24 protein-coding genes are annotated in these 23,125 nt (G+C 68.6%); 15 read left to right on the top strand and 9 right to left on the bottom strand.

Features of this window, described 5'->3' with window-relative positions; translation table 11 throughout:
- Nucleotides 1-39: 39 nt before the first annotated feature.
- From F579_RS0110955 to F579_RS0110935, 5 genes are all read right to left on the bottom strand, one after another.
- Nucleotides 40-1,524, bottom strand: a complete 1,485-nt coding sequence (locus F579_RS0110955; protein ID WP_019023186.1) for a RimK family protein — start codon at nucleotides 1,522-1,524, stop codon at nucleotides 40-42.
- Nucleotides 1,517-2,686, bottom strand: a complete 1,170-nt coding sequence (locus F579_RS0110950; RefSeq protein ID WP_019023187.1) for a GNAT family N-acetyltransferase/peptidase C39 family protein — start codon at nucleotides 2,684-2,686, stop codon at nucleotides 1,517-1,519. The genes F579_RS0110955 and F579_RS0110950 overlap by 8 nt, the downstream gene beginning before the upstream one ends.
- Before the next feature lie 79 nt (nucleotides 2,687-2,765).
- Entirely contained in the window at nucleotides 2,766-3,356 is a 591-nt protein-coding gene (locus F579_RS0110945) for an RQC-minor-1 family DNA-binding protein (protein WP_019023188.1), read from the bottom strand.
- A 42-nt stretch (nucleotides 3,357-3,398) separates the two neighbouring features.
- Nucleotides 3,399-4,370: a hypothetical protein gene (locus F579_RS0110940; protein ID WP_026300964.1), complete on the bottom strand. Its 972-nt coding sequence runs from the start codon at nucleotides 4,368-4,370 to the stop codon at nucleotides 3,399-3,401.
- A 103-nt stretch (nucleotides 4,371-4,473) separates the two neighbouring features.
- Nucleotides 4,474-5,142 carry a haloacid dehalogenase type II gene (locus F579_RS0110935; protein WP_019023190.1) on the bottom strand — a complete coding sequence of 223 codons (669 nt, stop codon included), beginning with the start codon at nucleotides 5,140-5,142 and terminating at the stop codon, nucleotides 4,474-4,476.
- A 117-nt stretch (nucleotides 5,143-5,259) separates the two neighbouring features.
- Here F579_RS0110935 and F579_RS0110930 point away from each other — a divergent pair, with 117 nt between their 5' ends.
- The 13 genes from F579_RS0110930 (at nucleotide 5,260) to F579_RS0110870 (ending at nucleotide 18,032) form a co-directional block, all read left to right on the top strand.
- Nucleotides 5,260-5,484, top strand: coding sequence for an addiction module protein (locus tag F579_RS0110930; protein ID WP_018876504.1), 225 nt, complete (start codon nucleotides 5,260-5,262; stop codon nucleotides 5,482-5,484).
- The gene (locus F579_RS0110925) at nucleotides 5,481-5,780 is read left to right on the top strand and encodes a type II toxin-antitoxin system RelE/ParE family toxin (RefSeq protein WP_019023191.1); all 300 of its coding nucleotides are present in this window, start codon (nucleotides 5,481-5,483) and stop codon (nucleotides 5,778-5,780) included. Before F579_RS0110930 ends, F579_RS0110925 begins: the two co-directional genes overlap by 4 nt.
- A gap of 113 nt (nucleotides 5,781-5,893) precedes the next feature.
- Nucleotides 5,894-6,214: a BolA family transcriptional regulator gene (locus F579_RS0110920; protein ID WP_017925236.1), complete on the top strand. Its 321-nt coding sequence runs from the start codon at nucleotides 5,894-5,896 to the stop codon at nucleotides 6,212-6,214.
- A gap of 82 nt (nucleotides 6,215-6,296) precedes the next feature.
- On the top strand, nucleotides 6,297-7,430 hold the full coding sequence (locus tag F579_RS0110915) for an alkaline phosphatase family protein (protein WP_231365765.1): 1,134 nt from the start codon (nucleotides 6,297-6,299) through the stop codon (nucleotides 7,428-7,430).
- A gap of 65 nt (nucleotides 7,431-7,495) precedes the next feature.
- Nucleotides 7,496-7,798, top strand: a complete 303-nt coding sequence (locus F579_RS0110910; protein ID WP_018862566.1) for a hypothetical protein — start codon at nucleotides 7,496-7,498, stop codon at nucleotides 7,796-7,798.
- 18 nt (nucleotides 7,799-7,816) lie between these two features.
- Nucleotides 7,817-12,373 carry a DEAD/DEAH box helicase gene (locus tag F579_RS0110905; RefSeq protein ID WP_019023193.1) on the top strand — a complete coding sequence of 1,519 codons (4,557 nt, stop codon included), beginning with the start codon at nucleotides 7,817-7,819 and terminating at the stop codon, nucleotides 12,371-12,373.
- Nucleotides 12,374-12,658: 285 nt separating this feature from the next.
- Nucleotides 12,659-13,102, top strand: a complete 444-nt coding sequence (gene aroQ / locus F579_RS0110900) for a type II 3-dehydroquinate dehydratase (protein ID WP_019023194.1) — start codon at nucleotides 12,659-12,661, stop codon at nucleotides 13,100-13,102.
- A gap of 7 nt (nucleotides 13,103-13,109) precedes the next feature.
- Nucleotides 13,110-13,562 (top strand): acetyl-CoA carboxylase biotin carboxyl carrier protein, encoded by a 453-nt coding sequence (accB, locus tag F579_RS0110895; protein WP_018138960.1) that lies wholly within the window; start codon nucleotides 13,110-13,112, stop codon nucleotides 13,560-13,562.
- 32 nt (nucleotides 13,563-13,594) lie between these two features.
- Entirely contained in the window at nucleotides 13,595-14,941 is a 1,347-nt protein-coding gene (accC, locus tag F579_RS0110890; protein ID WP_019023195.1) for an acetyl-CoA carboxylase biotin carboxylase subunit, read from the top strand.
- Complete coding sequence (gene prmA / locus F579_RS0110885) at nucleotides 14,941-15,822, top strand: 50S ribosomal protein L11 methyltransferase (protein ID WP_019023196.1); 882 nt, start codon at nucleotides 14,941-14,943, stop codon at nucleotides 15,820-15,822. The genes accC and prmA overlap by 1 nt, the downstream gene beginning before the upstream one ends.
- 78 nt (nucleotides 15,823-15,900) lie before the next feature.
- Nucleotides 15,901-16,638, top strand: a complete 738-nt coding sequence (locus F579_RS0110880) for a DUF3426 domain-containing protein (RefSeq protein WP_019023197.1) — start codon at nucleotides 15,901-15,903, stop codon at nucleotides 16,636-16,638.
- Between the two features lie 60 nt (nucleotides 16,639-16,698).
- Nucleotides 16,699-17,691 (top strand): tRNA dihydrouridine synthase DusB, encoded by a 993-nt coding sequence (dusB, locus tag F579_RS0110875; RefSeq protein WP_019023198.1) that lies wholly within the window; start codon nucleotides 16,699-16,701, stop codon nucleotides 17,689-17,691.
- A gap of 2 nt (nucleotides 17,692-17,693) precedes the next feature.
- The gene (locus tag F579_RS0110870; RefSeq protein ID WP_019023199.1) at nucleotides 17,694-18,032 is read left to right on the top strand and encodes a helix-turn-helix domain-containing protein; all 339 of its coding nucleotides are present in this window, start codon (nucleotides 17,694-17,696) and stop codon (nucleotides 18,030-18,032) included.
- Between the two features lie 64 nt (nucleotides 18,033-18,096).
- Here the strand turns inward: F579_RS0110870 and F579_RS0110865 are convergent, their stop codons facing one another.
- The gene (locus F579_RS0110865; protein ID WP_019023200.1) at nucleotides 18,097-18,876 is read right to left on the bottom strand and encodes an inositol monophosphatase family protein; all 780 of its coding nucleotides are present in this window, start codon (nucleotides 18,874-18,876) and stop codon (nucleotides 18,097-18,099) included.
- Between the two features lie 130 nt (nucleotides 18,877-19,006).
- Here F579_RS0110865 and F579_RS0110860 point away from each other — a divergent pair, with 130 nt between their 5' ends.
- A complete protein-coding gene (locus tag F579_RS0110860) occupies nucleotides 19,007-19,324 on the top strand; it encodes a DUF2322 family protein (RefSeq protein WP_019023201.1) in 318 nt (105 codons plus the stop codon).
- A gap of 58 nt (nucleotides 19,325-19,382) precedes the next feature.
- On the opposite strand, the gene F579_RS0110855 is transcribed toward F579_RS0110860, so the two are convergent.
- The 3 genes from F579_RS0110855 to F579_RS0110845 are packed head-to-tail and all read right to left on the bottom strand — an operon-like array spanning nucleotide 19,383 to nucleotide 20,913.
- Nucleotides 19,383-19,970 carry a histidine phosphatase family protein gene (locus F579_RS0110855; RefSeq protein ID WP_019023202.1) on the bottom strand — a complete coding sequence of 196 codons (588 nt, stop codon included), beginning with the start codon at nucleotides 19,968-19,970 and terminating at the stop codon, nucleotides 19,383-19,385.
- Entirely contained in the window at nucleotides 19,967-20,533 is a 567-nt protein-coding gene (gene ampD / locus F579_RS0110850) for a 1,6-anhydro-N-acetylmuramyl-L-alanine amidase AmpD (protein ID WP_019023203.1), read from the bottom strand. The genes F579_RS0110855 and ampD overlap by 4 nt, the downstream gene beginning before the upstream one ends.
- Nucleotides 20,530-20,913 carry a thioredoxin family protein gene (locus F579_RS0110845; RefSeq protein WP_019023204.1) on the bottom strand — a complete coding sequence of 128 codons (384 nt, stop codon included), beginning with the start codon at nucleotides 20,911-20,913 and terminating at the stop codon, nucleotides 20,530-20,532. The genes ampD and F579_RS0110845 overlap by 4 nt, the downstream gene beginning before the upstream one ends.
- Nucleotides 20,914-20,999: 86 nt before the next feature.
- On the opposite strand from F579_RS0110845, the gene F579_RS0110840 reads away from it, so the two are divergent.
- Nucleotides 21,000-23,051, top strand: a complete 2,052-nt coding sequence (locus tag F579_RS0110840) for a UvrD-helicase domain-containing protein (RefSeq protein WP_019023205.1) — start codon at nucleotides 21,000-21,002, stop codon at nucleotides 23,049-23,051.
- Nucleotides 23,052-23,125 lie beyond the last annotated feature (74 nt).

Raw genomic sequence — 23,125 nt, 5'->3', positions numbered from 1 at the left:
CCGCTTCCCGACGCGGCGACGGGCAGACTCCCGTTCCAATCAGGGTGCGGCGCGGTGGCGGCGGGCGGCGTCGAGGCGGCGGACGAAGTCCTGCATCAGGGTGGTGTAGAGGGTCTCGCCGAGGACCTTGTCCTCGATGCCGGCGTCGAGGTTGGGGTTGTCGTTGACCTCGATGACCATCACGCCGCGCGGGGTCTGCTTGAGATCGACGCCATAGAGGCCGTCGCCGATCAGGTTGGCGGCCTTCACGGCCGTCTTGACCACGGCGGCGGGCACGTCCGCCAGTGCCAGCGTGCGGAAGCCGCCCTCGCGCGGGCCACCCTTGGCGTCGTGATTGACGATCTGCCAGTGCTTGCGCGACATCAGGTACTGCGAGGCATACAGCGGCTGGCGGTTGAGCACGCCGATGCGCCAGTCGAACTCGGTGTAGACAAACTCCTGGGCGAGGATCAGATCGCTCTCCTTCAAGAGGCGTCGGGCGATGGATTCCAGCTCGGCGCGGTCGTTCGCCTTGAACACCCCGCGCGAGAAGCTGCCGTCCGGGATCTTGAGCACCACGGGATAGCCGATCTGTTCCTCCGCGCGCAGGATGGTCTCGCGGGTGAGGATCACGGTCTTTGGCGTCGGCACGCGATGGGCGGCCAGGCGCTCAGCCAGATAGACCTTGTTGGTGCAGCGCAGGATGGAGTCGGCATCGTCGATTACCACCATGCCCTCGGCCTCGGCCTTGCGCGCGAAGCGATAGGTGTAGTGGTCGATGGCGGTGGTCTCGCGGATGAACAGGGCGTCGAACTCCGCCAGTCGTGGCAGATCGCGCGCCTGGATCAGCTCGACATCCATCCCCTGTTCCTGCCCGGCGCGGGCGAAGCGCTTGAGCGTGGCCGGCGTGGACGGGGCCATCGCCTCGTCCGGGTTGTGCAGGATGGCCAGCTCGTAGCGCGCGCTGCGTGCCCCGCGGCGGCGGCGCCAGGGTTTGGAGAGGTAGCGCTCCAGCGCGGCGAAGAAGGCCGGCTCCTGCTCGGGTTCCAGCGCGTTCAGCGCGAACGAGCGAAGGGCGTGGATCTGCCAGCGTCCCTGAAGCCGGAACTCCACCCGGAACATCGGCGCGGGGAACAGGGCGAACAGCTGGCCGGCGATCTCCTGCAGCGCCGGCTCGTCGCACTGGCCGAACAGCACGGTCAGCTCCAGCCGCTCGGGCTGCACGCCCTGGCGGCTGCGGCCCAGAACGCGCGCCACGCGTTCGTCCAGCTCCTCGGTATCCAGGCTGTAGATGGACTTGCGCGACAGGTCCTGCAGGGTGCGCACGCTGGGGATCACCCGGTGCCCGCGCGCCTCCGCCAGCAGCGAGCCGTAGTACCCGGCGGACAGGTAACGCTGGCTGCGGCACAGGTTGATCACACGCAGGTTGGCCGGGTCGCCGGCAGCGGGGCCACGCAGGTAGTCGTCAATAGCCATGACCGGAAGGTCGGGGAAGTGCGACTTCCAGTCCGCCCGGCGCTCGACCAGGATGCGGTGCTCAGGCATGCGCGCCCTCCGCCGTACGGCGCGGGCCGACGATCACCGCCGCCTGCAGCCCCGCGCGGCCGTAGCGCGCCATGCGCTCGAAGTCCGCACGCGCGATCGGCATGTTCACCGAGTCCACCGCGCGCTCCCCTTGCTCCACGTCCACGAACGGGTCATGCACGTAGACAAAGCGCTCGTCGAAGCCCGTCACCGTGACCCAGTGCGGGAAGCGCTCGGCATACAGCCGCACGCTGCTGATCAGCACCACCGGCACCCCGCCCTCGGCAAAGCGCGCCTCCAGCTGGGATACGTTCACCGGACCGTGCACCACCGGCACCCCCAGCTGTTCCAGCTCCTCGACCATGTCCTCCTGCACCAGCTGCATCACCTCCTTCTTCTCCGCGCTGCGCACGGAATCCGCGAACGCCACGCCGCGATCGCGCACCAGCAGTTCCACCTCGAACCCGCGATGGGCGGCCGCCAGCGCGAGCCCGTACGGCCCGCAACCGCCGTGGCCCGAGGTCATAAAAATCGTGGTGGCATCCCGCCACAGGCGCAGCTCCAGGCGCCGGTCCAGCTTCAGCGCCGGGTCCACCGCGCGCATCGCCATCATCAGCGCGGCCGGGCCGCAGGTGAACTCCAGCGTCTGCGCGTAGTAGGGCGCGCGCACCAGCGCCGGATCGGGGCCGGTCGCCAGCGACTTCTGCAGCCGCAGCGCATCCATGTGGTCCTCGTAGTAATCGTCGATGGTGCCGAAGTCGCGATAGCCGAGCCCGCGGAACAGGGCCAGGCTGGCCGCATTGTCGCGCCGCACCTCCAGGCGCAGATCGGTCCGCCCGTGCTGGCGCGCCGCGTCTTCCGCCGCCTCCACCAGGCGCCGGCCCAGCCCCTGGCCACGCGCCCGCGCGCTGACCGCAATCGAGTACAGCCGCGCCAGCGACGTACCACGACTGAACAGCAGCATCACGTAGCCGAGCAAGCCCTCCCCACCGGGACCCTCCGCCACCAGCGTGACCGCATGCCCACGCGTGAGCAGGTAGCGAAACTGCCGCCGCGAGATGCGATCGATCTCGAACGCCGCATCCTCCAGCGCCACCAGCGCATCCAGATCCTCCAGCGTGGCCGGACGGATCAAGGGCGATTCCGCGGCGGGCGCGACCCGTTGCTTGACCTGCTGGCTCACGCTCCTCTCCCGGCGGCGGCCCGGTCTCCATCGTACTCCACGGCCACGCACGGAGTGACGGAAAGCACCGAGCAAAAGGCTACTCAGATTCAGCCGTTTTCACTGTCTGGAGCTGCGCGATGACCGAACGAATGCGCTGACGAACCTTGCGGTAGTCGATCTCCCCCCAGGCCAGTAGCAACGGGATGAAGTCAGAGTCGCGCGAGGCCTCGATGAGATCCAGCAGACGCCAGATCATCGACCGGTTGCGATCGCGCAGTGTCTCCACCTCGAACGGCGGGTCACGCCGGGCGTTCTCGGCCAACTGATCGAACAGCTCCCGCGCGCGAGCTTCCCGCTCGATGGCCCAGCCGTGGTCCGTAAACACCAGTAAAGGCAACCGACCGTCGTACTCGATCGCCAGCCAGCCATCCACGATGGCACGATCAATCCGCGCGAGGATCGCTTCTTCGGAAAGGGCCCGGTAAAAACCATGTACGGGATTGTCATTCAGGCCGAGTTCCAGGACCTTCTTCGCCCGTGACCCCTTCAACACCTTGGCCAGCAGGTTCCGCCCGCCAAACATGATCAGGTCGTCGGCCGCGCGGAGGATGGCGCGCATCTCCTCGTCCGAGAGATCGTCCGGGCAAGGACGCAGTTGCAAGGAGACGCGTTGACGGGAACGGCTCATATCGCCTCAACCTCCAGAGACACCCCGTTTGCCCACTGAATCTCAATCGAGGACTTTCCAGGTCACGGCCTGATCGTAAAATGCACTCTTGCGGACCTCTCGGGTGCGCTCGAACGCCAGCTGGGAATCGGGCTCGTCCGGGTCGGCGCGTTCTTCGATCAGGCCGAAGGGGTGAGCAAACCGCATGAATGTCCGAAGGGGCCAGACATTACGCAGCACCTCCTGTGCGTTGAAGGGGCCGTCGTATTCGTCCGCCTCGTCCAGCACCATCGGGAAGGCCCGTGCGAAGGCGTTGATGTAGAACGATACGGGGCGCCACTCATCGCCAAAACGCGCAAGCAGATACAGAGAAAACGGCGCCCCCTGCTGGACAGTCGACAGGGACGGATACCCGTCCTGGTAGGCCCAGTTGAACTCGCGGGTATGCCAGCGCAGCAGTTCGCGAAAGATTGACACCCAATCCCCACGCTCGAGTTTCTGTTGCGTCGAGCGGGTCAGTTGCAGCCGCCCGCGGTATTTCCGCCCTAGCCCACTCATCTGCACCAGCAACCGGGTCACATGCAGTTCCGGGAAGTCATCCTCCTTGCGCCGCGACCCGGGGCGCCATTCCGGTTCCAGCCCCGCGGCTTCCACCGCGGCCCACGCATCTGCCACGACTCGAAGCGGAAGATTGCCTTTTGGAGTCAAAGGGATGCCGGCCTCGTCACGAATGGCACCCGCCAGCACGCGGAACAGCACACTCATCACGGTGGTCGGACACTCCGCTACACCCTCGGCAAAACTCACCAGCTCCGGGTGCTCGAACGGTGAATAAAGGAGTGCCCCCATCTGCTCGGGCGACAAGCCCGCGAAGTCATCCAGCGGCCGGGCATTCACCTCGGCGACCGCGGCGGCCACCACCGCATCCCTTTCGGCTCGGTCATCAGGGGAGTCCTGCGCCAAGGACTGTTCGATCGCCGCGACGATCGCGTTCATTTCATCCTCGCGCGGTCGGTTCGGACCGGATTTTTTCATGAATGGATACCTCGCGACCGCGGAGGCTGCCCGGCCGTGTATGGATCAATCCTGAAGATGAGGTTAAACCGGATCACCACTTCCGATCATCCATGCACCGAGACTAACGAAACGCTGCTGCCAGTTCGTCCAGGCCGCCGATGGTGGCCGTGGGCTCCCCACCCCAGGGGTCGAACAGACCCTGCCCGGCCCGGTCGAGCCAGACCGTACGCATGCCCGCAGCCTGCGCACCGATCACGTCGAAGGGGTTGCCTGAAACCAGCCATGCCTGCTGGGGCAGCACATTCGCCCGCTGCAGGAAATGCCGGTACACGCGCGGGTCCGGCTTGAAGCAGCCGATCTCGTCCACGCTGACGAGATCCTCGAAGCGATCCTCCAGGCCGGCGTTCCGCAACAGCCCGCTGACCGTCTCAGTGGTCCCGTTGGAGAACGCGAACAGACGGTGTCCCTCCGCCCGCAACTCGTCCAGGACCGCCCCCGCATCGGCAAACGCCGGGAGCTCTCGATAGCGCCGCAGCAGCTCCGCCTCCTGCTCTGGTTCAAGAACAATACCCAGGGCCTCGCAACAGTACCGCAACGCCTGCTCGGTGCAGGTGTCGAAATCCGCGTACGCCCCCATCAGCCCGCGCCGGAAGGTGTATTCCAGCTGCTTCTCGCGCCAGGCACGCGCCAGCACCGGCGCCCGCTCGCCCATCCACACTTCGAGCGTCGCCGTAATCCCCTGGGTATCGATCAGCGTCCCGTACACATCAAACGCCAGCGTCTGCCGCATAGCCCCTCCCGGGTGTAACCACCAAACCGCCATCTCGCACTACCGGCCGCAAGATGCCAGTATGAGAATTCCGCTTGCGCCGGTCATCGCCCCCAGCGATACCAGGAAGATGGTGACATGAAGATCAAAGACCTTATTGACGAAGCCGAATCCCTGCCCGTGGAAGAGCGCGCTCTGGTGGTCGATTCCCTCCTGCGCAGCCTGAACCCGCCCGATGCGGGCGTGGACCGCAAATGGGCGGAGGTCTCGCGGAAGCGCCTGAAAGAGATCCGCTCGGGCACAGTCGAAGCGATTCCGGGCGAACAGGTCTTCGAGAGGATATGGAGCCGGTTTGAACGATGAGTTTTCGCTTTCACCCGGAAGCGGATCAAGAACTCACCGAGGCCGTTCAGTACTACGAAGAAATCGAGCCCGGCCTCGGGAACGATTTTGCAGTTGAAGTGTTTGCAGCGGTGCAACGCGCCATCGCCTACCCGCGTGCCTGGACCGTTCTGGAGGGCGAAGTGCGGCGCTCATTCGTGAAGCGGTTTCCGTATGGGGTTCTCTACGCAGAGGAGGACGGGGGCATCCTGATTCTCGCGGTCATGCACCTGCACCGCCACCCGGATTACTGGAAGGAACGCACACGGGAAGGCTGATGACTGCCCCCCCAGACAGCGGCAGCCATGCGGCTGGCCAAGGATCTGGACATGCGGGTACGACACGGCACACTGAGTGCGATGTCCCGTCAATCGAAGCACTGGAGTCGTCGATGAGCATGCAGGAGACCATTACCCGGAAGCTGGAGGAGCGCTTTGCGCCCGAGCATCTGGAGGTGGTGAACGAGAGCCACATGCACAACGTGCCGCCGGGTTCGGAGTCGCATTTCAAGGTGACGGTGGTGTCCGAGGCCTTTCGTGACCAGAAGCTGATCGCGCGGCACCGGCTGGTGAACCAGGCCCTGGCCGACGAGCTGGCCGGGGGCATCCATGCCCTGGCGCTGCACACGCTGGACCCGGACCAGTGGTTCGAGCGCGCCGGCAAGGTCGCCGACTCCCCGCCCTGCATGGGTGGCGACGGCGGCAAGGCCTGATCCCTTGCCGCTAACCGAGATCCCCGCGCCCGAATCCGCCGTCGACCACATCCTGCGCGCCCGGCTGGAAGCGCCGGGGCTGATGGACCTGCTCGGCCAGATCGAGGCCAGCCTGAACCCGGCGGCCAGCCACCCGCCGCTGCCGGGCGTCTCCGAGCATCTGGGGCCGGACCGCCACATCGTGCTGTGGCTGATCGACGGCTTCGCCACCCGCTATCGCCGCCACACGCCGCTGCTGGGCGCGGACTACGTGACCGACCTCGAGACCGTGTTCCCCAGCACCACGGCCACCGCGATCACCAGCATCCTGACCGGGCGCACGCCCGCGCAGCACGGCCTGCTCGGCTGGCACACCCGGCTGCCGGCTGCCGAGCGCACGCTGACGGTGCTGATGGGCCAGGAGCGCGACACCGAGGACCGCCCGGCCACGCTCGGCTACCGCGAGCTTACCGGCCGCGTACAGCCGGACCGCCTGGTCGACCGGCTCGGCTGCCACACGACCATGATCGGCCCGGACTGGATCGGCGGCACACCGTACAACCGCATGATGAACGGCTCCGCCGCGTTCATCGGCTTCGAGGACCTGTCCGAGCTGCCGGCACGGGTGGCCGCGCATGTGAACGCGACACCGGGGCCGCATTTCACCTACGTCTACTGGTCGGAGCTCGACCACCTGGGCCACGCCTACGGCCCGGAGAGCCCGGAGGTGGAGCGCCACCTGAAGCAGCTGGACCTGGCCTACACCGCGACCTGCGCGCAAATCCAGCGTCCGGAAAGCATCTTCCTGACCACCGCCGACCACGGCATGCGCACCATGGAGCGCCGCCTGGACCTGCGCGAACATCCGGCGGTGCAGGCCTGCCTGCGCCACCGCCTGACCGGCGAGCCGCGCGCGGCCATCGCCCATGTGCGCAAAGGACGCGACACGGACTTCCTGACGGCCCTGGACGCCGCCTTCGGCGCAGACGTAGCCGCAGTCCCCGCCGCGGACTGGCTGGGGCCCGGCACCCTGGGCCTGCCCCCGGGGCATCACCGGGAGCACCCCGAGCTGCGGGCGCGCGCCGGCGACTACCTGCTGCTGCCCGCGGAGGACGCCTACCTGGTGGACCCGCCGGACGACGACGAGGGGCCGTTCTTCGTCGGCGCCCACGGGGGCCTGTCGCCGGAAGAGCGGCATATTCCCCTGTTTCTTCGGAATATCGGCCAGTCGCGGTAAACTGTCGGGTTCTGTGCCGGCCAAACGGGCTGGCGCTGGCTGAAACAAGACTGTCCCGAGATCCCATGAACGACACCGCCGACCAGACCTACAACAACGCCGCCCAGCACCTGATCGAGCTGGCGAACCGGCTCGCCGATGACGGCCAGGCCGCCGAAACCGGCGACGTCGCCGACGGCCTGCTGGCCGGTGCCGTGCATTTCTGGCTGTACAGCCGCCAGCCCTGCGGCGATCCGTTGTGCGAGGACTGCGCCCCGTTCGCGGACGCCGAGAGCCGTCTGGCCATGTTGCACGAGCTGATCGACGAGCTGGCGCGCGACAGCGACTACTTCCACGCCACCACCGACACCACCGTCGGCCACGCCTGACCCGCTACGCCCGAGCCGATGCCGGTCACGCCCTTTCGCCCCGCGACCGATACCTGGTTCGGCGAGGCCTTCGGGCAGGCGACTGCGATCCAGTCGCGCGGCTGGCCCGCGATCCGGGCCGGCCATCACTGCCTGCTGATCGCCCCCACCGGCAGCGGCAAGACCCTCGCCGCCTTCCTCAGCGCCATTGACCGCCTGACCGGCGAGCCCTCGCCGGATGCCCGGCGCGGCTACTCGGTGCTGTACATCTCGCCGCTGAAGGCGCTGGCCACCGACATCGAACGCAACCTGCGCGCCCCGCTGACCGGCATCGCGCAGACCGCCACGCGCCTGGGCCAGACCGTGGGCCAGACCGTAGGCGAGACCGCAAGCGAGCCGGTGGTACACATCCGCACCGGCGACACCCCGCAGGCCGAGCGCCGCGCCCAGGCGCGCGAACCCGGCGACATCCTGGTGACCACCCCCGAGTCGCTGTACCTGCTGCTGGGCTCGAAGGCCGCCGAAAACCTCGAATCCGTCCACACGGTCATCATCGACGAGGTACATGCGCTGGCCGGTAACAAGCGCGGCGCGCATCTCGCCCTGTCGCTGGAACGGCTGGCCGAACGCTGCGGGGAGGACCCGCAGCGCATCGGGCTGTCCGCCACCGTGTACCCGGTGGAGGTGGCGCGCGGCTTCCTTGGCGGCGACCGCGAGGTGGAGGTGATCGACGCCGCCGAGCCACCGCGCCTGGACCTGGAGATTCTCGCCCCCGAGGAGCCGCCCGCCGAGCACGCAGCACCGACCGTCGAGGGGCCGGAGGCGACAAGCCCCTCATCCGGCCCGATCCCGTCCGGCTCCATCCTCGGCGCGGTCTACGGCCAGGGCACCGGGCAGCTCCCTACCGGTGGCGGCGACCGCGCCGCACGACTGGAGCCGCGCCTGCTGGCCGCGATCCTGGAGCACCGCTCCACCATCGTGTTCGTGAACAGCCGCGGGCTGTGCGAGCGCCTGGTCCAGCGCATCAACGAGGCCTGGCGGGAGCAGCAGCCGGAGGATGTCGAACCTGTAGAGGACCTGGTCGCCGCCCACCACGGCAGCGTGTCCCACGAGCGCCGCGCCGAGATCGAGGGCCGGCTGAAGACCGGGCGCCTGCGCGGCATCGTCGCGACCAGCTCGCTGGAGCTGGGCATCGACATGGGCGCAGTGGACCTGGTGATCATGGTCGAATCCCCCGGCGCGGTCGCGCGCGGGCTGCAGCGCGCCGGGCGTGCCGGGCACGGCGTGGGCCAGGTCTCGCGCTCGCTGCTGCTGCCGCGCTTTCGCGGCGACCTGCTCGAATGCGCGGTGATCGGCGAGCGCATGCAGGCCGGCGCGCTGGAACCGATCCACGCCCCGCACAACCCGCTGGACGTACTCGCCCAGCAGATCGTCGCGATGGTCTGCGAACGCCCGCGCACGGTGGACGAGCTGTACGCGCTGGTCCGCCGCGCCGCGCCCTGGCGCGAGCTGTCGCGGCCACTGCTCGAGGCCACGCTGGACATGCTCTCCGGCCACTACCCGAGCACCGACTTCGCCGACCTGCGCCCCTGGCTCGCCTGGGACCGCGCCCGCGACGAGCTGACCCCGCGCCGGGGGGCGGCACTGGCCGCGCGTCTGAACGCCGGGACCATCCCCGACCGCGGGCTGTACGGCGTGCATGTCGGCGAGGGCGGGCCGCGCATCGGCGAACTGGACGAAGAGATGGTGTTCGAGCTGAAGACCGGCGAGAACGTGACCCTGGGTGCCAGCACCTGGCATGTGGAGGCGATCACCCGCGACCGCGTGCTCGTCTCCCCCGCCCCCGGCGAGGTCGGCAAGCTCCCGTTCTGGCATGGCGACGGCCCCGGCCGCCCGATCCAGCTCGGCCAGGCCATCGGCGCCGCCACCGAGCGGCTGGCACGCATGGGCCGCGCCGAGCGCGCGGCCTGGCTCAGGGAACACGCGCCACTGTCGGAGGCGGCGGTGGAGACCCTCAGCGACTACATCGACGAGCAGCGCGAGGCCACCGGACAGCTGCCCTCCGACCAGCGCATCGTGGTCGAACGCTTCCGCGACGAGGTTGGCGACTGGCGCGTCTGCATCCTGACGCCATTCGGCGCGCGCGTGCACGCCCCCTGGGCGCTGGCCCTGCAGGGCGCGCTGAACAGCCGCTCCGGCTTCGAGGTGCAGGTGATGTACACCGACGACGGCATCGTGCTGCGCCTGGCCGACAGCGAGGACCTGCCTGAGCTGGACGCCTTGTTCCCCGACCCGGAGGAACTGGAGGAGGCGGTCACCCGCGAGCTGGGCAACTCCACCCTGTTCGCCAGCGCCTTTCGCGAAAACGCGGCGCGCGCCCTGCTGCTGGTACGCAACCGCCCCGGCCAGCGCACCCCGCTGTGGGCGCAGCGGCTGAAGTCGCAGCAGCTGCTGGCCTCGGTGCGCGAGTACGCGAGCTTCCCGGTGGTGCTGGAGACCTACCGCCAGGTGCTGGCCGACGTGTTCGACCTGGGCGCCCTGCGTCAGATCCTGCGCGGCGTGCAGGAACGCCGCATCCGCGTGCACGAGGTGGAGACGCCGCAGGCCTCCCCGTTCGCCCGCAGCCTGGTGTTCGCCTATGTCGCGGCCTACATCTACGAGCAGGACGCGCCCATGGCCGAGCGCAAGGCCCAGGCGCTGACGCTGGACCGCGGCATGCTGGCCGAACTGCTGGGCCAGGCCGAGCTGCGCGAGCTGATCGACCCCGAGGCCCTGGCCGAGCTGGAGGCCGAGCTGGCGCACGCCACCGAGGCGACCCGGGTGCCGGGCGCCGACGCCCTGCACGACCTGCTGCGCCGGCGCGGGGACCTGAGCACGGACGAGGTCGCGGCCGCCTGTGCCGAGGCGCCGGGGCCGTGGCTGGAACAGCTCGCCCGCTCCCTGCGCGCGGTGGAGGTGCGTATCGCCGGCGAGCCGCGCTGGATCGCCGCCGAGGACGCCGCGCTGTACCGCGATGCCCTCGGCGTGGTGCCCCCGCCCGGCCTGCCCGCCGCCTTCCTAGAACCGCCGCAGCGGCCGCTGGAACAACTGCTGCGCCGCTACGCCCGCACCCACGGCCCGTTCCGCAGCGAGGACCTGGGCGCACGCTATGGCCTCGCGCCGGGCGCCCTGCTGCCGGCGCTCGAGAGCCTGGAACGTGCCGGCGTGCTGCTGCGCGGCGAGATCCGCCCGCAGGGCACGGGCGAGGACTGGTGCGAACTGGACATCCTGCGGCGGCTGAAGCGCCGCACCCTGGCGCGGCTGCGCGACGAGGCGGCCGCGGTGGACGCCCGCGCGCTCGGCCGCTTCCTGCCCGCCTGGCAGGGCCTGATCGAACCCGGCCGCGGGGCCGGCGCCCTGCGCGACACGCTGACGCAACTGGAGGGCATCGCCCTGCCCTGGTCCGCCTGGACTGCCCATGTGCTGCCGATGCGGGTGCGCGACTTCTCGCTGGATGCGCTGGACCGCATCACCGCCTCCGGGGAGTTCGTCTGGGTGGGGAGTGGCGCACTGGGCCAGCGCGACGGGCGCATCCGCTTCCTGCGCCGCGAACAGGCGATGGTGCTGCTGGAACCGGAGGCCGATGCCACGGATACCCCCGCCAGCGACGACCCGCTGGCGCAGGCGATCCTGGAGGCCCTGGACCGGCGCGGCGCCTGCTTCTACCTGGAGCTGGAACACGCGGCCCGCAGCGCACAGCCGGACGCCCGCCAGGACGCGATCGAGGCCGCGATCTGGGACCTGGTCTGGGCCGGGCAGATCACCAACGACACCTTCGCGCCGCTGCGCAGCCTGGGCCAGCGCAAGACGTCCGCGCGCGGCCAGCGACGCCCGGGACAGGGTCTGGCCGGTGGGCGCTGGTCACGGGTCGCCGAGCTGATCGACCCCGGCGTGCCGCTGACCGAGCGCGCCCGCGAACAGGCCGAGAACCTGCTGGCCCGGTACGGCGTGGTCAGCCGCGAGATGGCGCGCGCCGAGGGCCTGCCCGGCGGCTTCGGCCGCGTGTACCCCGTCTACCGCGCGATGGAGGATGCCGGCAAACTGCGCCGTGGCCACTTCGTGGAGGGCCTGACCGGCGCGCAGTTCGCCCGCGCCGGCGCAGTGGACCGCCTGCGCGCCCTGGAACGCACGGCCGACGACACCCCCGAGCCGCAGTGGCTGGCGAGCGTCGACCCGGCCAGCCCCTGGGGCCAGCTCCTGCCCTGGCCGCAGCCGCCGGAAGCGGCCGAGGGCCGCCTGCGCCGGGTCGCCGGGGCGCTGGTCGCACTGGCCGGTGGCCAGCCGCTGCTGTACCTGGCCGCCTCCGGTCGCCAACTGTTCGTCTGGGAGACCATCCCCGGCATCGACACCGACGAGGCCCACGCGGCACTCGTCACCGAGGCGATCCGCCAGCTCGCCGGGAGCCGCTGGCTGCCAAAGCGCCGCGGCGTGACCATCGAGAGCATCAACGGCGAACCGGCGCGCCAGTCCCCGTTCGCCGCTGCGCTGCGTGCCGGCGGTGCACTAGGCGAGGTGCGCGGGCTGCGTCTGGAGTCTCCGACGGGGCAGCGTTATTGATGCGATTCGCTGCGCTCATCGGCATCCTACCGTGACATCGGCGCGACGTAGGGTGCGTTGAGCCCTGCGAAACGCACCGTTCGCCCGGAATCTCTCGAGGCTCGAACGGCTGCCCCAACCCATCGACATATCGCAGTCGCCCATCACACGAGCCGGGGCAAAAAACGCCTGTCTGGCTGGACACTCGCACCACCGGTACGGCAGAATCCCGTTCATTCAATGCACCTTCCATTTTTGGTGCAATCGCGTCCATTCACGACAGGATCGCTGCCGATTCCGCCCATCATGCCTTCTATCCTTCTACTCAACGGCCCCAACCTGAACCTGCTGGGACAGCGGGAGCCGGAGCGGTACGGACACCATACGCTGGCGGATATCGAGACCGACCTGACTGCGCACGCCCAGGCTGCCGGCGAGACCCTGGCCTGCTTTCAGAGCAACCATGAAGGCGAGCTGATCGACCGCATCCATGCGGCACGCAGTGAGGGGGTACGCCGCATCCTGATCAACCCGGGCGGCCTGACGCACACCAGCGTAAGCCTGCGCGACGCACTGCTGGGCGTCGACATCCCGTTTTACGAGATTCACATCAGCAACATCCACGCGCGCGAGGCGTTTCGCCATACCTCGCGCCTGGCCGATATCGCCGCCGGCACCCTGAGCGGGTTCGGCGTAATCGGCTACCGGATGGCGCTGGACGCGGCAATCGCGGCCCTCAAGGAGTCATAGACACCCCATGGATATTCGCAAGGTCAAGAAACTGATCGATCTGCTCGACGAGAGCGGCATCCACGAGATCGAGATCCACGAAGGCGAGGAGTCGGTGCGCATCACCCGCTCGCCGAGTGGCTCGGCCGTAGCCGCCGCCCCGGCAGCGATGCCCGCCCCGGCACCAGCCGCCGCCCCGGCCGCTCCGGCGGGCGAGGCCGCGGCACCGGCGGCGCCGGAAGTGGATGGCCACCCGGTCACCGCGCCGATGGTCGGCACCTTCTACCGCGCCCCGAGCCCCGGCGCGAAACCCTTTGTCGAGGTCGGCCAGACGGTCGAGGTCGGCGAGACGCTGTGCATCATCGAGGCGATGAAGATGCTCAACCCCATCGAGGCGGACCAGGCCGGCACCATCCGCGACATCCTGGTCGAGAACGGCAACCCGGTGGAATACGGCCAGCCCCTGTTCATCATCGGCTGACGCCCCCGACTTCGCTGCCTACAGGTCCGAGCATGTTTGAGAAGATTCTGATCGCCAACCGCGGCGAGATCGCCCTGCGGGTCCTTCGCACCTGCCGCGAGATGGGCATCGCGACGGTCGCGGTGCACTCCAGCGCCGACCGCGACCTGAAGCACGTGCGCCTGGCCGACGAGTCGGTCTGCATCGGGCCGGCCGCCTCCGGCGAGAGCTACCTGAACATCCCCGCACTGATCGCCGCGGCCGAGGTCACCGATGCCGGCGCGATCCACCCCGGCTACGGTTTCCTGTCCGAGAACGCGGACTTCGCCGAGCGCGTGGAGTCCTCGGGCTTTGCCTTTATCGGCCCGCGCGCCGAGACGATTCGCCTGATGGGCGACAAGGTCTCGGCCAAGCAGGCGATGCTGGATGCCGGCGTACCCTGCGTGCCGGGTTCCGGCGGCGCGCTGACCGACGACGCCGACACCAACATGGCGCTGGCCCGCGAGATCGGCTACCCGGTGATCATCAAGGCCGCCGCGGGCGGCGGTGGCCGCGGCATGCGCGTGGTGCACACCGAGGGCGCGCTGCTGCATTCGATCTCGCTGACCCGCAGCGAGGCCCAGCAGGGGTTCGGCAACGACACCCTGTACATGGAGAAGTACCTTGAGCAGCCGCGCCACGTGGAGTTCCAGATCCTCTCCGACAGCCACGGCAACGCCATCTGCCTGGGCGAGCGCGACTGCTCGATGCAGCGCCGTCACCAGAAGGTGATCGAGGAGGCCCCGGCACCGGGCATCACCGACGAGCAGCGCCAGGCCATGAGCGAGCGGCTGGTGCGGGCCTGTCAGGAGATCGGCTACCGCGGTGCCGGGACCTTCGAGTTCCTCTACGAGAACGGGGAGTTCTACTTCATCGAGATGAACACCCGGCTGCAGGTCGAACACACGGTGACCGAGCAGGTCACCGGCATCGACCTGGTACGCGAACAGATTCTCATCGCGGCGGGCGAGCCGCTGTCCATGACCCAGGATCAGGTGGAGATCCGCGGGCATGCGATCGAGTGCCGCATCAACGCCGAGAACCCGGCCACGTTCATCCCCAGCCCGGGCACCATCCAGCAGTATCACGCCCCGGGCGGGCTCGGCATCCGCATGGATACCCACATCTACAATGGCTATGCGGTGCCTCCCTACTACGACTCGATGATCGGCAAGCTGATCGCCCACGGGTATGACCGCAAGATCGCGATCGCCCGTATGCGCGGCGCGCTCGGCGAGATCGTGATCGACGGGATCGAGACCAACATCGCCCTGCACAGCGAGTTGATGAACGACGCGAACTTCCAGAACGGTGGGACCGATATCCACTACCTGGAGAAGAAGCTGAAGTCGCTGACCTGATGAGCCTCGCCGAGCTGCAGTGCCAGATTGCCCCGGAGCAGGCCGAGCCCCTGGAGGACGCCCTGTTCGAGCTTGGCGCCGTCAGCGTTGAGCTGCACGATGGCGCCGACGAGCCGCTGTTCGAGCCCCCGCTGGGTACCCATCCGCTTTGGTCCAGCGTGTGCCTGAAGGCCGTGTTCGCCGACGCCACCCAGGCCGAGCTGGCCGCCGCCTCGCTGGAGCGCCGCCAGCCGGCGCCGGAATCCATCTCCGTGGTCGCGATCGAGGATCAGGACTGGGTCCGCGCGGGGCTCGACGGCCTGGGCGCCATCCACTGCGGGGGCCCGCTGTGGATCGTGCCCTCCTGGGAAACCCCGCCCGACGTCGAGGATGGCGTGTTCGTGCATCTCGACCCGGGCCTGGCCTTTGGCACCGGCAATCACCCGACCACGGCGATGTGCCTGAAATCGCTGGCGGCGAACCCGCCACGCGATCAGGAGGTGCTCGACTACGGCTGCGGCTCGGGCATCCTCGCGATCGCTGCGTTGAAGCTGGGGGCACGGCATGCGGTGGGCACCGACATCGATGGCCAGGCCGTGCAGGCCACCTACAGCAATGCGGCGGCAAACGACATCTCCGAGGACCAGATCGAGGTCGGACTGACCGATTACCCGGTACCCGATGCCGGCTTTGACCTGGTGATCGCCAATATCCTGGCCAAGCCCCTGATCGACCTCGCCCCGGAACTGGCCCGCGCGGCCCGCCCGGGGGCGCGCCTGCTGCTGGCCGGCCTGCTGGAGCGCCAGGCCGACGAGGTCATGGCGGCCTACGCGGACGCCTTCGACATCGGGATCGAGGACACCCGCGAGGGCTGGGCCCTGCTCAGCGGGCGCCGGCGCTAGCGTATGAGCGCGCGCCCGGTCTGCGAGCATGTACAAGGGTCCGTATTTCCCTGGTACGGCTGACCGGAGCCCCTCGCGATGCTCGCCCGCTGTCCCCATTGTGGCGTTGCCCACACCCTGACCCGCGGCGAAGAGCTACGACTGGACCGGGCACATTGTGATGCCTGCGGTGCGGACTTTGCACTGTTCGTGGCACTCGAGATCGGCGGCGCCGGCGAACGGGCAACCGGCCCCGGCATCTCGGCGGTGCGCCACACTGCCTCCCTGGATATCGAGCGCAGCCCCCGGCGCCAGGCACTGGAACTCGATATCGATACCCGCCCCGGGCAGGCCACGGCATTTCCGGGGCGACGCCCGGGGCGGGCCTTCGCCGCCTTTCTGGCCCTCCTGCTGGTCGCCCTCCTCGCCCTGCAACTCCTGCTGGCGCCGCCGGTGCCCCCGGGGACCTGGAGCGGACTGGACGACGCCCGCGCGAGCCTCTGCGCCGCGCCCCGGGTCGAGGATCTCTGCCCGCGGTGGGAACCTGAGCGCGAACCGGAACGCATCCGCGTCTCCTCCCCTGACCTGCACCTCGCCAACGCGGGAGACCTGTCCATGCGCTTTGAGTTGGAAAGCCCACTGCAACAGGCGTGGCCGGTGATAGACGTTTGGCTGTCGGACCGACTGGGGACACCCCGCGGCCATTGGCGACTCCATCCGGCGGACGGCCATGCCAACCTTCAGGCACCGATGGCGGCGGGTCACCGCTATGCGATCGAGATCGAATTACCTGATACCGGGCCGCACATCACCGGGGCCCACATCACGCTGCACTGACCCCGCCCTGCTCAACGCTGCTAGACTCTCGGGTTTTACCCTGCTGGTTCGAAATCTCGCATGCAGCTCGGCCCCCACCATTTCCCCGACCCGCCCGTGTTCCTGGCCCCGATGGCCGGGGTCAGTGACCGGCCGTTGCGCCTGATCGCGCGGCGCCTGGGGGCCAGCGCGGCCGTCTCGGAGATGGTCACCTCGGACACGCGCCTGTGGGGCAGCGACAAGAGCCGGCACCGGCTAGACCACCGCCAGGAGCCCCGCCCGCGCATCGTGCAACTGCTGGGAAACGAACCCGAACCGCTGGCCGAGGCCGCGCGCGAGAACGTACGCCGCGGCGCGGACGTGATCGACCTGAACCTCGGCTGCCCCGCCAAGAAGGTCTGCAGCAAGGCCGCAGGCTCGGCCCTGCTGGGGGAACCGGAGCGGGTACGCGAGCTGCTGACCGCACTGGTGGAAAGCGTCAAGGTCCCGGTCACGCTGAAGATGCGCCTGGGGCTGGATCGCGAGCGGATCAACGCCGAGACCATCGCGGGCATCGCGCAGGATTGCGGCATCGCGATGCTGACCGTGCACGGGCGCACGCGCGCCGACGCCTACCGTGGCACGGCCGACTACGAGGCCATCGCGCGTGTGGTACGGGCCGTTTCCATCCCGGTGCTGGCCAACGGCGATGTGATCGACATCGGCAGCGCGCGCCGGGCGCTCGCAATCACCGATGCGGCTGGATTGATGATCGGGCGCGGGGCACAGGGACGCCCCTGGCTACCCGGCCAGATCCGCGCCGCCCTGGCCGGCGAACCGGTGCCAGCCGACCCTGCATGGGATGCGCGTCTTGCGCTGATCGAGGAGCATTTGCGGGCATTGCATGCGCAATACGGCGAAATGCAGGGCGTACGTATCGCACGCAAGCACCTGGGCTGGTATCTTCAGCACATGGGTCTCGGGGAGGACCCAACCCGGGCGGCACGGGCTTCCCTTCTCGCCGCCACTACCGCTAGTGAACAGCTTGGGCGCCTGCGCGCCATTCTGTCAGGAATCACAAGCGAGGCTGCATGAGGATGGACGTACCCTCTTTCGAACAAGAACAAAGCGGGGAACCGGCATCATCGGGCAACCTCGCGTCTGGCTGCGTACTTGCCGAGTCGGTGCGCAATGCGCTGGACCAGTATTTCGAGACGCTGGACGGGCAGAGTAGTCACGACCTCTATGCGCTCGTAATGAACGAGGTCGAGCGCCCGCTACTGGCCTGCGTGCTGGAGCGCTGCAACGGCAACCAGAGCCGGGCGGCGGCGCTTCTGGGGCTCAACCGCGCCACGCTGCGCAAGAAGCTGCGTGCCCATGGCCTGATCAGCGAGAACGGCCACGGCCACGGGAACGGGAACGGCGCCCAGCGCTAACCCACCCCGCCGTACCCGGCACACGCCCGCCACCTGACGGACGTGAGCGCAATCATCGACCGACCTATCCCTTCCAGCCGAGGCGCTGCAGCGCCGTGCGGTGCAGTTCCGACGTCGCGGCCGCCAGCACGTTGGTGGTCTGCAGGTCCAGCTCGCCGCCGGACAGATTGGTGAAGGTCCCGCCCGCCTCGCGCACGATCACGGCCAGCGCCGCGATATCGAGGATATTCACATCCGACTCGATGATCAGGTCGATGCTGCCGCGCGCCAAAAGGTGGTAGTGGTAGAAGTCGCCATAGCCGCGCGTACGATTGACCTCGGCCATGATCCCGCCCAGCGCCGTCCAGCCTTCGGGATTCTGCGCAAGGGTCTTCAGGTTCCCGGTGGACAGCGAGGCGCGGCCCAGCTCGGTGGTCGGGGCGACGGCAATCTTTTCGCCGTTGAGGAAGGCGCCCTGGCCCTTTTCCGCCCAGGCGCGCTCGCCGAACTGCATGCCGTTGGACAGCCCGAGGATCAGCTCGCCCTTGTGCATCAGCGCGATCTGGGTGGAGAAGAACGGGTACCGGCGCACGAAGCTCTTGGTGCCGTCGATCGGGTCGATCAGCCAGACATAGTCGGAGTCCATGTCCGACTGACCGGTTTCCTCGCCGTAGAAGCCGTGATCCGGGAAGCGCTCGCGGATCACCTGGCGGATCGCCTGTTCGCTTTCCACGTCGGCGCGCGTCACGGGCGTGTCGTCGGGCTTGGTCTCGACGTCGACGCCGGCGGCGTAGTAGTGACGGATGACCTTGTCCGCGGCATCGGCGGCGGCCTGGGCGGCCTCCATAAACGCGCTCTGCTGCATGCTGCTACCCCTTCAAAAAAAGGAGCCATCTTACCATGGCGTCCCCAGCGGCTCTGGCCAGTAAACGGTCGGCGGTTGTCCCGGCTCGGGCATGCCCCGATAATGCCGCCATCTTTTCGAGGAGTCCGACATGCCCAAGAACCTGCCCGACGTCAGCAATCTCGAACGCCTGGAACTGTTCGGCGAGGACTACAACCCGAGCGCGACCATCGAGAACGTGGACGGCCAGACCCTGTCGCTGCAGATCTACTACCAGCTGGCGCTGGACTACGGTGGCATCGGCCCGAAGGCCGCCAACTCCGGTTTGCTGATGTACGGCAGCCATGCCGACGATGCCCGCGCCAACCCGGGCAAGCACCCGAACATCGACCGCCTGTTCGAGATCCTCGACAAGGGCTACTACCTGTCGGTGAAGGCCGTACCCAAGCGCAAGAGCCGCGCCAGCTAGTTCTTCTGAAAGGCGCTACCCCGCTTCAGCGGGCAACAAGGAACGCGCCTTCCGCGCATCACGGCAGGCGGTTGGTGTGGATCACGCGCCAGCCGCGCGTCGGATGGCGATGCAGCCGGGTCCGGCTCGCATACTCGCATTCCAGCTGGAACAGCCGCTCGTCCGGCACCCCCATCACCCAGCCGACCAGTGCGCGAATGACCCCGGCGTGCACGATCACCAGCACGCGTTCCGCCGACTGCCCCCCGACCGCGGTTTCGAAGGCCGCCTCCACCCGCCGGCGAAAGGCCCCCAGCGGCTCCGCACCGGCCGGCCGCGAATGCACCGGATCGGCATAGAACGCCCGGTACTCCTCCGGCCGTTCGCGCTGCAGATCGACCCGGGTGCGTCCCTCCCAGTCACCAAAGCCGACCTCGCGCAGGCCCGGCTCCAGATGCAGGGACAGGTCACGCTCGTCCACCAGGCGTTCGGCGAACGCCCGGCAGCGGCGCATCGGCGAGCTGACGACCGCCTGCCAGCCGTCATCGTCGCGCACGGCGTGTTCCATCTGCGTCCACCCCTGCGCGCTGAGCGGGTCGTCGCAGCCATGGCCACGATAGCGCTGCCCGCCCTCCGGTTCGCCGTGTCGCAACAGATCCACAATCATGCCGTGTCCTCGCTCAGGCAGGCCTCCAGGCAGGCCCAGTCGAAATGCGGGCCCGGATCGGTTTTGCGCCCGGGGGCGATGTCGCAGTGGCCCACCAGCGCATCCGGGGTAATGGCCGGAAAGCGTTCGCGCAGCCAGCCGATCAGGCGGGCCAGCTCGGCGTACTGCACCGGCGTGAATGGGTCGTCGTCGGTGCCCTCGAGTTCGATGCCGATGGAAAAATCATTGCAGCGCTCGCGGCCACGCCATTGCGATACACCCGCATGCCAGGCCCGCCGGGAGAACGGCACGAACTGGGTTGCTATCCCCTCCCGGTCGATCAGCACATGGGCGGACACACGCAGATCGGCGATCTGCGCAAAGTACGGGTGAGCACCGGGGTCGAGCCGATTCCGGAACAGCTCGGCTACGTGCGGACCGCCGAACTCGCCCGGCGGCAGGCTGATCGCATGCACGACGATCAACTCGGGTTCCATCCCCGCGGGGCGCGCGTCCTGGTTCGGGCTCTTGAGCACGCGAGCCGGCGGCCACCAGTCACGATCGACGGTCACGGCTTCGGTCACGGGGCCTCCTCGGGCGGGCGCCGCAGACAGGCCGCGAGGGCCTCGCGCAGCAACGGCAGGCGTGGCGGGGCCTCGAGGCGGCCGTGGTAGGTACCGGCGCGGAAGACGAACAGCGCCGGGAGGTGGAAGACCTCGAACTCGCGCACCAGGGCGGTATCGGTCTCGGCATCCACTACGAACAGGGCGGGTGCGTCCGCCTCCTCCCGCCAATCGGCCAGGACTCGCCCCATCACCTTGCAGGCGCCGCAGCCCTGACGCGTAAACAGGATCACCGCCGCCTCGGGGATATCCATCAGGCGCTGGTGAAAGTCGAACTGGGTCAGGCTCGGGAGCGAGACCCGGTGCGCGGCCCCCGCTGCGGCCGGCGGTACATTGGTCAATGGATTACCCTCACCGCTGCAGTCTTTATGAATCGGGTTGCGTGGGTTAGTTTACGCGCCCCGCTGCGAAGGAATCGACCACCCCGGTGTCCGAACTCAACCCGCAACAACAGGCCGCCGTGACCACCACGGACCGCCCCCTGCTGGTACTGGCCGGTGCGGGCTCGGGCAAGACCCGCGTGATTACCGAAAAGATTGCGTACCTGATCGAGCAGCGCGGGCTGGAGGCCCGCCGGATTGTCGCGATCACCTTTACCAACAAGGCCGCGCGCGAGATGCGCGAGCGCGTCCAGGGGCGCCTGTCGAAGGAACAGGCACGCGGGCTCGGCGTCTCCACCTTCCACACCTTCGGGCTGAACTTCCTGCGCCGCGAGCTGGCTGTGGCCGGGCTGCGCGCGGGCTTCTCCATCCTCGATCCGGGCGACTGCCGCTCGCTGCTGCGCGAGATCACCTACCGCGACGACACCGGCTCCGAGGTCGACGCCCTGATTGGCCACATCAGCCGCTGGAAGAACGACCTGATGACGCCGGAGGAGGCGCTGCACGAGGCCAGCCAGATGAGCGACGCACCGGAGGCGATCGCCGCGGCCAACCTCTACCCGCGCTACGAGGACGCCCTGCGCGCCTACAACGCGGTGGACTTCGACGACCTGATCAAGCGCCCGGTGGATTGCCTGCGCGCCGACGCCGAGCTGCGCAACCGCTGGCAGGACCGCATCCGCCACCTGCTGGTGGATGAATACCAGGACACCAACTCCGCGCAGTACCAGCTGGTGCGCCTGCTGGTCGGCGTCAGTGACGGCCTGACGGTGGTCGGCGACGACGACCAGTCGATCTATGCCTGGCGCGGCGCTCGCCCGGAGAACCTCGCGCGCCTGCAGCAGGACTTCCCGCGCCTGGAGGTGATCAAGCTGGAGCAGAACTACCGCTCCACCAACCGCATCCTGCATACCGCGAACGCGCTTATCGCCAACAACCCACATGTGTTCGAGAAACGCCTGTGGAGCGCGCTCGGCGAGGGCGAGAAGATCGAGGTGATCGGCTGCTCCGACGCCGACACCGAGGCCGCGCGCGTGGTCTCCGAGTTGATGCGCCGGCGCTTTCGCCTGAACGCGGGCTGGGGCGACTTCGCGATCCTCTACCGCAGCAACCACCAGTCCAGGCTGTTCGAAAAGCTCCTGCGCGAGCAGGGCATCCCCTATCGCCTGAGCGGCGGGCAGTCGTTCTTCGAGAAGGCCGAGATCAAGGACCTGGTCGCCTACCTGCGCCTGCTCGCCAACCCGGACGACAACACCGCCTTCCTGCGCGTGGTCAACGTGCCGCGCCGCGAGATCGGCCCGGCGACGCTGGAGAAACTGGGCCACTATGCCAACCAGCGCGGCACCTCGCTGCTGCAGGCCGCGCGCGGAGCCGGCCTGTCCGAGTACATGGACGCCCGGGCGCAGGCACGCCTGGAACGTTTCACCGACTGGGTCGACGGCTTCCAGCGCCGCGGCGAGGACGAGGCCCCGGACGCCTTGCTGCGCGCCCTGGTCGAGGACATCGACTACGAATCCTGGCTGTTGGAGAACAGCCCCAACCCGCGGGCCGCGACTCGGCGCATGGAGAACGTGCGCGAATTCATCGACTGGATCGGGCGCATGGGGGGCGGCAACACCACCGCGGAGTACGGCGATGACGAGGCGGACGACGAGCAGACCATGGACCTGGCCGACATCGTCAACCGCATCAGCCTGATGGACATCCTCGACCGCAACCGGGAGTCCCAGGACGGCGACGAGTCCGTGCAACTACTGACCCTGCACACGGCCAAGGGCCTGGAGTTCCCGCATGTCTGTCTGGTGGGTTTCGAGGAGGAACTGCTGCCGCACCGGGTCAGCGTGGAGGACGATTCCATCGAGGAGGAACGGCGTCTCGCCTATGTCGGGCTAACCCGCGCCCAGCAGACCCTGTTGATCACCTACGCCCAGAACCGGACCCGCTACGGCGAAACCCTCGAATGCGAGCCCTCGCGCTTTCTCGACGAATTGCCGGAAGAACACCTCGAATGGCCGGACGCCAGGCCGCCGGATCCCGAGACCCAGAAGCTCACCGCCCAGGCCCACCTGGCCGGCCTCAAGGCCATGCTCGGCAAATAGCCACTGCAGGCCGGGGAGCCATCGCTCATCACCACTGGGGCGCCCGGCCCATTCCGGACACCCCGGCCCGCTCC

It is taken from the genome of Thioalkalivibrio sp. ALJ21 (genome assembly GCF_000378605.1).
GTDB lineage: Bacteria > Pseudomonadota > Gammaproteobacteria > Ectothiorhodospirales > Ectothiorhodospiraceae > Thioalkalivibrio.
The sequence above is the reverse complement of the archived record's forward strand: the minus strand, read 5'-3'. Positions and strand labels throughout refer to the sequence as shown.